This window comes from Acinetobacter sp. CIP 64.2 (genome assembly GCF_000369645.1).
Taxonomy (GTDB): domain Bacteria; phylum Pseudomonadota; class Gammaproteobacteria; order Pseudomonadales; family Moraxellaceae; genus Acinetobacter.
In genome coordinates this window covers 132671-146031 of the sequence record NZ_KB850120.1, presented here as the reverse complement: position 1 = coordinate 146031, position 13361 = coordinate 132671, and the positions used below count along the sequence as shown (strand labels likewise).

10 protein-coding genes are annotated in these 13361 nt (G+C 45.2%); 1 reads left to right on the top strand and 9 read right to left on the bottom strand.

The window, feature by feature from the left end; all coding sequences use genetic code 11:
• Positions 1–98 precede the first annotated feature (98 nt).
• The 3 genes from F895_RS18015 to F895_RS18025 all read right to left on the bottom strand — a co-directional run bounded on the left by F895_RS18015 (position 99) and on the right by F895_RS18025 (position 5696).
• Positions 99–2069 carry a 2-oxo acid dehydrogenase subunit E2 gene (locus tag F895_RS18015; RefSeq protein WP_005238152.1) on the bottom strand — a complete coding sequence of 657 codons (1971 nt, stop codon included), beginning with the start codon at positions 2067–2069 and terminating at the stop codon, positions 99–101.
• A 2-nt stretch (positions 2070–2071) separates the two neighbouring features.
• Positions 2072–4789, bottom strand: coding sequence for a pyruvate dehydrogenase (acetyl-transferring), homodimeric type (gene aceE, locus F895_RS18020; protein WP_005238151.1), 2718 nt, complete (start codon positions 4787–4789; stop codon positions 2072–2074).
• A 205-nt stretch (positions 4790–4994) separates the two neighbouring features.
• On the bottom strand, positions 4995–5696 hold the full coding sequence (locus tag F895_RS18025) for a M23 family metallopeptidase (protein WP_005238149.1): 702 nt from the start codon (positions 5694–5696) through the stop codon (positions 4995–4997).
• Positions 5697–5801: 105 nt separating this feature from the next.
• Between F895_RS18025 and F895_RS18030 the strand changes: the two genes are divergently transcribed.
• Positions 5802–6242 carry a DciA family protein gene (locus F895_RS18030; protein WP_005238147.1) on the top strand — a complete coding sequence of 147 codons (441 nt, stop codon included), beginning with the start codon at positions 5802–5804 and terminating at the stop codon, positions 6240–6242.
• 98 nt (positions 6243–6340) lie between these two features.
• Here the strand turns inward: F895_RS18030 and lpxC are convergent, their stop codons facing one another.
• The 6 genes from lpxC to murC all read right to left on the bottom strand — a co-directional run bounded on the left by lpxC (position 6341) and on the right by murC (position 13359).
• A complete protein-coding gene (gene lpxC, locus F895_RS18035) occupies positions 6341–7243 on the bottom strand; it encodes a UDP-3-O-acyl-N-acetylglucosamine deacetylase (RefSeq protein ID WP_005238144.1) in 903 nt (300 codons plus the stop codon).
• Positions 7244–7354: 111 nt separating this feature from the next.
• Positions 7355–8536, bottom strand: a complete 1182-nt coding sequence (gene ftsZ / locus F895_RS18040; protein WP_005238142.1) for a cell division protein FtsZ — start codon at positions 8534–8536, stop codon at positions 7355–7357.
• Between the two features lie 164 nt (positions 8537–8700).
• Entirely contained in the window at positions 8701–9963 is a 1263-nt protein-coding gene (ftsA, locus tag F895_RS18045; RefSeq protein WP_005238132.1) for a cell division protein FtsA, read from the bottom strand.
• A 61-nt stretch (positions 9964–10024) separates the two neighbouring features.
• Positions 10025–10882: a cell division protein FtsQ/DivIB gene (locus tag F895_RS18050; RefSeq protein WP_005238130.1), complete on the bottom strand. Its 858-nt coding sequence runs from the start codon at positions 10880–10882 to the stop codon at positions 10025–10027.
• 7 nt (positions 10883–10889) lie between these two features.
• Entirely contained in the window at positions 10890–11816 is a 927-nt protein-coding gene (locus tag F895_RS18055) for a D-alanine--D-alanine ligase (protein WP_004657145.1), read from the bottom strand.
• Between the two features lie 91 nt (positions 11817–11907).
• Positions 11908–13359, bottom strand: coding sequence for a UDP-N-acetylmuramate--L-alanine ligase (gene murC / locus F895_RS18060; RefSeq protein WP_005238129.1), 1452 nt, complete (start codon positions 13357–13359; stop codon positions 11908–11910).
• Positions 13360–13361 lie beyond the last annotated feature (2 nt).

Genomic DNA, 13361 nt, shown 5'->3' with positions numbered 1-13361 from the left:
ATCTATTTTCCATCCAACATAACATAAATAAAGTCGTATATTTTCAGCCTAAAAATAGAAAACCCCGCGTATGCGAGGTTTTCTAGATTCAAATACGATTAGAGCAATAAGCTACGAATATCTTTTAATAACTTGGTTAGCTTATTGGTAAAACGCGCAGCATCCGCACCATTAATCACACGATGGTCATAAGACAAGGATAATGGCAACATCAGGCGTGGATCAAAGTCTTTGCCATTCCAAACCGGTTGCATGGTTGCAGGTGAAATACCTAAAATCGCGACTTGCGGCCAATTCACCAATGGCGTAAATGCGGTACCACCAATACTGCCCAAGCTGGTAATGGTAAAGTTAGCACCCTGTAGATCTTTCGGTGACAATTTACGATCACGCGCTTTCTGGCTGAGTTCCGCCAATTCAGCTGCAATTTGCTTAATTGATTTCTGGTCAGGATTACGCAGTACTGGAACCGTTAAACCATCTGGCGTTGCAACCGCAATCCCCATATGAATTTCGTTACGCAACAATACTGACTTCTGATCATCAGCCAAATGGCCAGCGAAATACGGTTCTTCTTTCAACAAGTGCGCGACTGCTTTAGCGATAAAGGCCAAAATGGTTAAGCTAAGACCCTGCTTTTTAAAGCCATCTTTCAGTTCGCCACGCCATGCTTCGAGTTCGGTAATATCTGCTAAATCAAACTGTGTCACTTGTGGAATGAAATTGTTCAACGACAATTGCGGTACAGACACTTGCTGTAAACGCGTCATCGCTTTCACTTCACCGCCACCAAATGCATTAAAGTCTGGCAACTTCGGTAAGCCCGAAGCCACTGGCGCAGCTTGAGAGGTCGATGCAGGCTGTGGTGCAGTCAAACGCGTTTTCACATAGGCAAAAACATCGTCCTTCATCACACGACCATGTTCACCCGAGGCTTTGACCTGTCCAAGAACCACACCTAACTCGCGTGCCAGTTTACGTACCGCTGGGCCAGCATAGACTTTGGCATTGTCGGCTTCTTGCTCTTTGGTCAGCTTCTCAGCTTGCGCTGGGGCACTCGGTGCTGCTGTCGGTACTACCTGTGGTTTTGCTGGTGCAGCTTGAGTAGCAGGCGTCGCGGCTGGTTGAGCTTTTGGCACTGCTGCTGGTGCAGCAGCCTGACCACCACTCACCTCAATTGTTGCCAAAGCCATGCCTTGACGAACTTCTTGATTGGCAGAGACATGAATTGCTTTCACAATTCCTGCTACTGAGCTTGGCACTTCAACCGAAGCCTTATCTGACTCAACCACGCATAAGCTTTGTTGGGCTTCAACGCGATCACCAACATTGACCAGAATTTCTGAAACAAGTGCTTTTTCTACACCCAGGTCAGGTACTTCAATTTCAACATTACCTGTTGAGGTATTCGTTGCAGCTGGTACTTCTGTTGTTGCGACTGGCGCTTCTGTTTGAGCAGGTGCCGCTTGTGGTTCCGGTGCAGCAGCCGAACTCGCAGTCTTGACCTGAATCAACACCACGCCTTCTTTAATGCTATCACCTTCTTTGATTTGAATGGCTTCCACAATTCCCGCAACCGAGCTTGGTACTTCTACAGTTGCCTTGTCAGATTCAACCACAACAATACTTTGTTCAGGTTCAATCTGATCACCCACTTTGACCAACACTTCTGCAACCAACGCTTTTTCTACGCCAATATCTGGAACTTTTACATCCACAATCTGGCTTGAAGTCGCTGCTGAAGCAGCAACTGGTTGCGCTTTTGTTTCAGCTGCCACAGGTTTTGCTTCGGCTTTTGGCGCTTCCGCTTTCGGTGCTTCGTTCACAGGTGATTCAGCAGCAGACTCAGACTCTAATTCAATCAATGCGACGCCTTCAGTGACTTCATCGCCCTGTTGAACCAGAATACTTTTCACGATACCGGCTGCCGTGCTTGGCACCTCTACCGTTGCCTTATCGGATTCTAAAACCAAAAGGCTATCATCAACCGCAACATGGTCGCCGACTTTGACCAAGATTTCTGCAACCAGTGCTTTCTCAACGCCAATATCAGGTGCTTGGATTTGCATGATTATTTCCCCTCACCTGTTTGCGTTTCATTGTATTCAGCAACGGCCTGAACTTCTGGATGCGCTTGTGGTGCCCACGCCACTGGACGGTCCGTATCTAACTCAAAGTTAGAAATTGCATCTTTGACTAAACGTGCGTCTACTTCGCCTTCATCCGCTAGTTTTTTCAATGTCGCAACCACGATATGCGCAGCATCAACACCAAAGAAACTACGTAAGTTAGCACGCGTATCTGAACGACCGTAACCATCTGTACCTAATGCAACAAATGGACGACCATCTGGAAGATATGCACGGATCTGTTCACTGTAGGCACGCATATGGTCAGTCGCAGAAACGACAATACCTTCCGTACCACGTAATTGCTTAGATACCCAGGATTCTTTCACTTCTTCAGCAAGTGGGTGTAAGCGGTTATATTCTTCACATGCCATACCATCACGTGACAACTCATTGAAGCTGGTTACACTCCAAACGTTTGAATGGATTTGGTATTCATCACGCAAGATTTTCGCAGCCTTGATCACTTCACGAAGAATGACACCTGAGCCCAGTAATTGAACCGTTGCTTTTTCATCTTTTTCGAACAAGTACATACCACGTTTAATGCCTTCCTCAGCGCCTTCTGGCATTGCAGGATGCTCGTAGTTTTCATTCATTACGGTTAAGTAATAGAACACTCGCTCTTGGTTCACATACATCCGTTGTAAACCGTCATGTACGATCACCGCCAACTCATAACCAAAACATGGATCATAAGATACACAGTTTGGAATAGTATTTGCCAAGATATGTGAATGGCCATCTTGGTGCTGTAAACCTTCACCGTTCAATGTGGTACGGCCAGCCGTTGCACCGAGCAAGAAACCTTGTGCCTGTGCATCACCCGCAGCCCATGCAATGTCACCAATCCGTTGGAAACCGAACATAGAGTAGTACATGTACATTGGAATCATCGGCAAGTTATTGGTTGAATAACTGGTTGCCAACGCAGCCCATGCACTCATTGCACCCGCTTCGTTAATGCCTTCTTGCAGCATGTGGCCATCACTTGCTTCACGATAATGCATTAACTGTTCTTGGTCTTCTGGGGTATATTTTTGACCGTGAGCGGCATAAATACCGAGTTGACGGAACATCCCTTCTAAACCAAAGGTACGTGCTTCGTCTGGAACGATCGGTACGACACGGTCTTTAATGGCTTTTTCTTTCAGTAAAGCAGCAATTAAACGCACCATCAGCATCGTGGTCGATTGTTCTTTACCACCAGAACCATTTAAGACAGCATCAAAGACTGATAATTCAGGAATCGCTAAAGTTTCACTCTCACGACGGCGTGCAGGTAGGTAACCCCCTAATGCTTCACGACGCGCCTTCATATACTTCATTTCTGGAGAGTTTTCACTTGGGCGGTAGAATGGGAGCTCTTCTAACTTATCATCTGTAAATGGCAGGTTAAAACGGTCACGTACATATTTCAAAGAGTCGATCTGCATTTTTTTGATTTGGTGAGTCTTGTTCACCGCCTCAATTTCTTCAGACAAACCATAACCTTTAACCGTTTTTGCAAGAATAACGGTAGGTTGACCTTTGGCTTTCATTGCTTCTGCATAGGCAGCAAAAACTTTGTACGGGTCATGACCACCGCGGTTAAGATTATCGATGTCTTCATCGCTTAAATCTTTGACCAGTTCCGCAGCTTCTGGGTATTTGCCAAAGAATTTCTCACGGGTATAGGCACCACCTTTTACCTGATAGCGCTGATACTCACCATCAACCGTTTCTTCCATGACTGCTTTTAAAGCACCAGAAGTATCTTGCGCAAGCAGTGGATCCCAATGACGGCCCCACACCACTTTAATGACACGCCAGCCCGCACCACGGAATAACGATTCTAATTCTTGAATAATTTTACCGTTACCACGTACAGGGCCATCGAGGCGCTGTAAGTTACAGTTCACCACCCAAATCAGGTTATCCAGCTTTTCACGGCCAGCCAGTGAAATTGCACCTGTACTTTCTGGCTCATCCATCTCACCATCGCCCAGATAAGCCCAGACTTTACGATCTTCTTCTTTGATCAAGCCACGATTCATCAAATATTTTTGAATGTGTGCCTGATAAATCGACATGATTGGACCCAGACCCATGGATACGGTTGGGAATTGCCAATAGTCCGGCATTAAATAGGGATGTGGGTAGCTTGGTAAACCATTACCGCCCACTTCACGGCGGAAATTACTTAACTGTTCTTCATTTAAACGTCCTTCAAGGAAAGAACGTGCATAGATACCTGGTGCACAGTGACCTTGGTAATAAATCATGTCGCCGCCGAAATTATTTGAGGCAGCACGGAAGAAATGGTTAAAGCCTACATCGTACAAAGTTGCAGACGAGGCAAAACTTGCAAGATGCCCCCCAAGATCGTCCCCGGTCTTGTTCGCACGTAATACCATCGCCAGAGCGTTCCAGCGAATCAAGGCACGAATACGGCGTTCCATATCCTGATCACCAGGCATCGCGGGTTGTTCTGCAACTGAAATGGTATTGAGGTAAGGTGTATTTAAGCGCTGGATTGGCACATGTTTCGCAATTGCCCGTTGATAGAGTTTTTCTAGTAAGAAAGCAGCGCGTTCCGTGCCCATGTGTTGTAATACAGAATCAAATGCTTCTTGCCATTCTTGGGTTTCTTGCGCGTCAGAGTCGCCATAAAACGCCATACAATTCACCTTTTCCCTTAAGTTATTTGTCGACCCTATTTTTATCATGTTTTGCTTTACGAGGGGTATTGCCCTAGCTGAATGCAAAACGCCTTATTATTTTCTGAAAAAATAGTCATTGACCGAAATAACACAAAACACATAAAAAATCGCCAATAAAGGCGATTCTTTCTTCACATTAATATACAACTGTTAATAAATTACATTAAGGCAACATTGCTAAGTACGTTGATGGATTTTTACGTTGACCATCTTTCACGACTTCAAAATGTAAATGTGGACCCGTACAACGACCCGTACAGCCAACATTTGCAATATGCTCACCGGCACTGACACGATCACCCGCGTTCACGATCAAACGGGAGGCATGCGCATAACGGGTGATATAACCATTGCCATGATCAATTTCAACATATTGACCATAACCTGTCCCCCAACCTGATTTAGTGACTACACCAGGGCCTGTTGCATAAATTGGCGTACCTGATGGCGCAGCGAGATCAACACCTGAATGATGACGCGTTGAACCAAGTAGTGTGCGGTTCCCCCAAGAAGAACTCACACGCCCTTCTTGTAATGGATGACTCACCAACCAAGAATAACCTGTATTGGCAGAGAATGAAGCTGCATTATCTGGAGAAGAAATCGCTGAACGACCATATTTCTTTTCGATCGAGGCGTTATTCAATTCAATGGTTTTTTCACGTAATTTAACTGACACATTCGATACAGCTGGCAAATCCATATCAGCAGAATGAGTATAAGAACCTTGAGCTAAGGTTTTAGAGAGTTGCTCTAAGCGATCATCGCCTGTAGCTTGACCGATGTTCTGGTAATCTGCGAAAGCAACCGAAGCAGCTGAAGCAGCCAACGAAAATGCGAGTAAAATACGACGCGTATGATGCATAAAAAACCTCTTGAAACCGTCCTTCAAACGTTCCTTTATCATCTCTTCCTTGATAACAGCTGAACCAAACGCTTAAGATGGACACATCACCTCCGAGGAAGTTCCATGTCTGAACCTAACAACGTTTTCCAACAGAAAGGACAACACATAAAAACTGGAAACTTAACGTTTCTGACGACGCAAGTCACACAATGGAAACAACTTACGAAAATTATTCAACCCTTGCTGCCCCAACCAGAGCAATGGCAGGTTGTTTGTTATCAACATGGTGTTTTGATCATCACTGGTGAAAATCAGGCCATGATTAGTCAACTCAGCTATTTACAAAGACACTATGTTGCGCAGTTAGCTCAGCTCGAAGGACTCAAGGAATTACGAAAAATCCAAGTTCGTTTAAGAAACAAAACAACTGCCTCTCGTGAACCCTCTCCCCCAACAAAAGCACTTACATCAGAGACCCAAGAGCTATTGCGCAGCGCCGCTGAATATGTGAGCGACCCTAAGCTTAGCCAAGCTTTGCTACGTTTGGCAAGCAATAAAAAGTAAACTACATATATTAAGTACTGGAATAAACACTCTTTTTATGTGACGAAAATCTCACATTCAATTGTTATAATATAACATAGGCAATAAAAGACAATGACTTATGTCACACTTACATAAGGAATTGGACAATCACTCTCGTTATTAAATGTTACAATTTCATAGCTGCTTGGATCATTTTGAACATTGCGCAACAACTGATTGTTCAATGCATGACCAGACTTATAGCCATCAAACTTGGCAATAATTTGATGCCCAAGTAAATATAAGTCACCGACTGCATCTAAAATTTTGTGACGAACAAACTCATCGGCAAAGCGCAAACCTTCCTCATTCACCACGCCAGTATCATCAACACCAATGGCGTTTTCCAAGCTTGCCCCTAGCGCCAAATTATTGGCCTTGAGATAATCCAAATCTTTCATAAAACCAAAAGTTCTCGCCTCACTCACTTCATAAACAAAGGTTTCGGTCGAAAAATCAATTGTGGCTGACTGATATTCTTTGGCAAAGGCAGGATGGTCGAAGTCGATGGTGAAATTCAGTTGAAAACCTAAATGCGGAGAAAAAATAGCTTTTTTATCATCAATTAAAGCCTCAACTGGCTTTAAAATGCGAATGAACTTCTTTGGCGCATCTTGCTCCGCCAACTCACCCTGCATCAGCAAATAAATAAAAGGCCCTGCACTGCCATCCATAATCGGAACTTCAGAAGCAGAAACCTCTACAATCAGATTATCAATCCCCAGTCCTGCAATAGCACTCATCACATGTTCAATGGTACCGACTTTGATATCTTCACGAACCAGATTCGAACACATGAAGGCTTCTTGAATGAGTAAAGCATTCGCAGGAATCTCTACAGAGGGATTTAAGTCGATACGGCGAAAGACAATACCTCCATCAATATGGTGTGGAACAAAATTAATCAGCACCTTTTGACCACTATGCAGACCAATCCCGCTCGCTTTCACCACACGCTTGAGAGTACGTTGTTTCAACATGCCATACCAACTTCATTTGCAAAAACCGATATAACTTAGCATATTTTGCCATTTTAAAAAAATAAAAAAGGGGGTAATTACTTACCCCCTTTCTCTAAATACATGATTTTATTATTTACGCTGTTGATTTTTCAGATAGTCTTGAATGCTCATTGGCGATGAACGTGGCGTAGAACTTGCTGTCGCAGTTGCTGGTACATCTGTATTTGCACGTTTACTGATCGCTGGCACATCATCTTCATCAACCGACTGATGTGCGGCGTGAGCAGAAGGTGCATGGGAAACCGTAGCACGTCTTTTCTGATCAACTTCACTGGCATTACGGGTTAAACCTGTTGCAATCACAGTAACACGCAACTCATCACGCGCGTCTGGATCAAATACCGTACCGTAGAAGATTTCACCCTCATCCAAATCAACGATCTGGTTGACGACATCAGTAATAATTTCTGTTTCACGCAGGGTAATATCATCACCGCCCGTGATATTAATCAATACGCCTTTTGCATTGATAATATTCACATTATCAAGCAATGGGCTACGGATTGCCTGCTCAGCAGCTTGGCGAGCACGATCTTCACCACGGCCCAAACCAGCCCCCATCATGGCATAACCACGGGTACTCATGGCGGTTTTCAAGTCAGCAAAGTCAAGGTTAATATGACCACGATTAACCACCAGGTCAAAGATACTGCGAACAGCATTCAGCAATACATCATCTGCCTTTTTATAGGCATCTTTCATTGAAATATCACCATAAACGCTGAGTAAACGCTGGTTTGGAATGATAATCAATGAATCCACATGTGCTTCTAAAGCATCAATGCCTTTTTCAGCAGACTTCTGGCGACGACGACCTTCAAAGTTGAATGGTGTAGTGACTACACCCACCGTCAAGATGCCCATTTCTTTGGCAACTTCAGCAACCACGGGTGCTGCACCGGTACCTGTACCGCCGCCCATACCTGCGGTTACGAAGACCATGTCAGTCCCTTCAAGGTGCTGACGAATCACTTCACGGCTTTCTTCCGCTGCGATTTGACCCACCTCTGGATTTGCACCCGCACCTAAACCACGCGTACTTTGTTCACCCAATTGAATTTTGAATGGGGCATTCATGCTATCCAGTGCTTGTTTATCTGTATTTGCACAAACAAACTTTACACCTTGAATATCTGATTGCGCCATGTGTTGCACGGCATTACCACCGCCACCACCAACACCAAATACTGTGAAACGGGCTTGACCGTTGCCATTGTCTAGTTCATCTTCTATAAATTCAAATGAGGCCATGACCTTTAGATTTCCTAATATTAATGGCAGTTACTTCAGCCCGTTACTGCCCTGATTTTTAAACAACTGATGTTTAGGATGCTGTTCAATAATCGCTAGCTTGTCAAGTACAGTGGCAGATTTCGAACAACTTCCTAACAAATTTTCCCAAAAATAACTACAACTTAAAAGATGGCCTTTAACTTGCTATTTAATGCATTCCAACCATTGGCAACACGATCAACAAAACTACGATCGCTTGTCTCTTCTGGTTCTTCTACCGTATCTTGCAAATCACTCTGACTAAACATCAACAAACCCGCTGCAGTTGCATACATCGAGCGACGCAAAGCCGGTAAATGTTGATCATCTGCATAGACTTGTAGCGGTGGATTACCCAAGTGTGCAGACACCCCCAACATACGACGTGCCAGATTCACCATGCCTTCAATTTGACAGGCATCTCCAGTGAGTACCACGCCATGATAGAGACCATGAATTGCACCGCTATGCTCCAACTCTTCACGAATCAGGCTAAAGATTTCTTCATAACGTGCAATGATGATTTCTGCAAGTTCAATACGACTGATGGTTTGTGTGCCATCAATCCCTTGCACTTGAATCATATGATCAGGCTTAACTACGCTCATATCCACGCAGCCATGTAAAATCTTGATGCGTTCAGCTTCTTCCGTGGTAGTCTGCAAAACAGCGGCAATATCACGGGTGACATTCTCACCACCACGCGGAAGGGTACGAGCCAAAGCCAAACGCCCATCCAGATACACAGCAATATTGGTAATACCCGCACCAATATCCACCAAGCAAACACCATATTCTTTTTCGTCTTTCAGCAGGCTGGCTTCTGCCGTTGCCAAGCAAGACACCACCATTTTCTCTACCCCGATATTGGCCCCTTTCATGGCACGATCAAGGTTTTGCATGGTGCTGATTGGCATCATCATTAGCTGATAATGCCCCGTCATGCTATGCGCAGACATATTGACTGGGTTTTGCACCCATTCAGCCGAATCACCCAACTCAAATCCTAGCGGTACGGCACTGGCCAAATAATAATCTGGCGAGACATGGCTGGCTTTAGCCAATTCTAAAGCTCTGACCACTTCATTGGTGCTAATAATATGATCGTGGTTGGCAACTGGCGTACGGCCTGAAGCATAAAAACTTTGCAATTCAGTACTTGGAATCGACACCCAAGCGCTATGAATACGGCATTCAGCCATATCCTCCGCTTCGGATACCGCATTTTTAATGGCCGCAATCACTTTGTCCAAGCTAACAATCTTGCCCTTAACCATACCTCGGTTGCGAGCAGTTGCCATGCCAATGACTTGAATCTTATCCGGTGCATGGACCTTACCAATCAAAACTGTGACTTTATGAGTCCCAATATCAATCGCAACAACTGAGGGAACAGTTTCACTCATTACTTCAATACCATATCTTTAGTGTTGTTTAGGACCACTGCCCTTTATTTTAAGCCACGTATTATGGCTTTGCCTGAATTGCCCCTGCAAGGCTTGTGTCATCAATCGTTACAACTAACTGACCGTTGACAATCTTTGGCGGAGCTGCGTTTTTCCACTGAATGGCAAGACCATTCCGGTAACGCAGATCAATTGCCGTGATTTTTGACCATACAGGTTTTAAATCCGTTTGTGCCAAATGGCTCAAGCGCTGCAGCTTGTTCATGGTTTGATCCTGATCCACAATAATCCGCAGGCCTGAATCAAACTGCATAAACCAGGTCATACGCTCGGTTAAATACAATTCTTTTAATCTCAAATTCGCTGGATGAAACAATTGATTAATTTCATTATAGCGACGCATCATCATTTTGGATTGGCTGGCTGGCCCATGTAAAAGTGGCAGATTTGGATGTGCTGTTGGCACCGCCTCACTAAATACATCACCATTGTCACTGAGCAAGCGCCCTGTTCCCCAACGTGCAATCGCATGGCGCGGCATCACCCGCACCCGAATTGCATTTGGCCATGCTCGTGACACCACCACACGATCAACCCATGACACTTTTAAGGCTTGATCACGAATTTGTTCTAAATCTGAAGTGAAGTAGTTATCTTTAATAATTGGATTCAGATACTGAACCAGCTGCTGATTCTCGACATCAGAATTGGTCCCAACCACTTGCAACTGTGCTGCGCGAGCATCAGTCATAACTTTATATAAGCCAAACAGCCCCAGTGCCAGTACTGCAAAAGCAATGACCAGTAGCACCCAACCACCCGCATTCACCATCTTTTGTCGAGGCGAAGGCGGCTTCTCGTGAATCGAGCTAATGGCTGGCCGTGTTTTACGGCGCATCGAGGCAGGTAGTTGAGCCATAATATAGTTAAGCCGACTTTGCTAAGGTTTGCTCTAAAATCGCAACACAGAGCTGATCAAAGTTATAGCCCACTGCTTGTGCCGCTTTTGGCACCAACGAGTGACTGGTCATACCTGGAACTGTATTTACCTCTAATAACCAGAAGTTACCTTGCTCATCCTGCATTGCATCAATACGACCCCAGCCTTCTGCACCGACCGCTTGGAAAGCGCGTAAGCAAAGTGCCTGTAAGCTTTTTTCTTCTGCTTCGCTCAGACCACAAGGAATGCCATATTCCACATCATTGCGTTGATATTTGGCTTCATAGTCATAGAACGCAACATCAGCAGGTGGCTGTAAACGAATCACGGGCAAAGGCTGACCATTCAGGAATGAAATGGTGAATTCACGACCAGTGATCCATTTTTCTGCCATCACCACGGCATCGTGCTGAGTGGCTTTTTCAATCGCAGCAGCAAAATCTTCAGCTTTTTCAACTTTACTCATGCCAACGCTTGAACCTTCATGCACCGGCTTGATAATCACAGGCAAGCCCAATTCTGCAATCACAGGTTCAAGGTCCGTGTCTTTGGTAATGATACGGTAGGGTGCAGTTGGTAGATCACTGCCCTGCCAGATTTGCTTGGTTTTGACTTTGTCCATGCCAATCGCAGAACCTTGTACACCCGTACCGGTATATGGCAGGTTTAACCATTCCAATACGCCTTGGATCTGGCCATCTTCACCGCCACGACCATGCAATACGATAAAAGCACGATCATAGCCCACCAGTTCAGTCACACTACGATCTTGTGGGTCAAATGCTTCTGCCTGTACGCCCGAACGCAATAACGCCTCTAAAACGGCTTGACCACTGTCCAACGACACAGCACGCTCAGCCGACTTCCCACCAAACAACACAGCAACTTTGCCGAATTTTGCAGCATTTGACACGTTTATATCCTTAAAAAAACTTCATATATTCTATTAAATCCCTCCCCGCTTCCCTTTTCAAAGGGAGGCGTTCCCCCTTTAACAAAGGGGGTTAGGGGGATTTGGCATACAAGCGATGCTGAGCCAATTCTACCGAAATTGCACCGACGTTACCCGCGCCTTGTGTTAATAACAGGTCATTTGCTTGTAACACTTTTTGTAAAACGTTCGGTAAATTGCCTTCGACTGGATCGAGCAGAATCGGCTCAACCTCACCACGTAGACGAATACTGCGTGCTAATGCACGACTGTCAGCGCCTACGATCGGCTTTTCGCCTGCTGGATAAACCTCAAGCAATAATAATTGATCCACTTGCGATAGCACATCGACAAAGTCATCAAAACAGTCACGGGTACGGCTAAAACGGTGCGGTTGGAATAACATCACCAAACGGCGGTCTGGATGGCTGGCACGTGCCGCTTTAATAGTGGCTTCAACTTCTTTTGGATGATGGCCGTAGTCATCCACCAACTTCACCAAGCCTTCGCCCACTTCAAATTCACCCTGAACCTGAAAGCGACGCCCCACACCACTAAAGCCTTCTAAGGCACGGCAAATCGCACCATCAGAAACGCCTTCATCGGTTGCTACACCAATCGCAGCCAATGCATTCAGGACATTATGCAAGCCCGGTTGATTGATGGTGACACGCAATGGTTCACGGTCTTTACGCAATACAGTAAAATGTGATCGCATGCCTTCTTGCTCAACATCGACCGCACGAATATCGTTGTCTTCATCAAAACCATAGGTCAAGACTGGACGACCGACACGTGGCAGAATCTCACGGATATTGGCATCATCACCACAGACCACAGCCAAACCATAGAATGGCAGGTTATGTAAGAATTGAATAAAGGTATCTTTTAACTTATCGAAGCTGCCTTCATAGGTGTCCATATGATCTGCATCGATATTGGTCACGATCGCAGCCATTGGTTGCAAATACAAGAAAGAGGCATCTGACTCATCGGCTTCCGCCACGATGAAACGGCTTTCACCGAGTGCAGCATTCACACCCGTACTATTCAGCAAACCGCCAATCACATAGGTCGGATCAAGGTTTTCTTCTGCCAGCATGGTGGTCAACAAACTGGTGGTGGTGGTTTTGCCATGTGTGCCTGCAACCGCAATCCCGTGGCGATAACGCATCAATTCACCCAGCATTTCCGCACGACGGACAATCGGAGTCCGCTGTTCAATCGCTGCTTTAATCTCTGGATTTTCTGGATCAATTGCTGTCGACACTACCAATACATTAGCATTTTTAATGTTGTCAGCCGAGTGACCAATAAATACTTTTATCCCATTGGCTTCGAGTTGAGCTGTGGTTTTCGACGCTTTAATGTCTGAGCCTGAAATTTTATAACCTTGGTTACTCAATACTTCGGCAATACCGCACATCCCCGCACCACCAATACCAACAAAGTGGATATTTTTAATACGGCGCATTTCTGGCACTTTAATCAGCTTTTTGGCTTGGTTTGGACTTGTAGGAGACATAA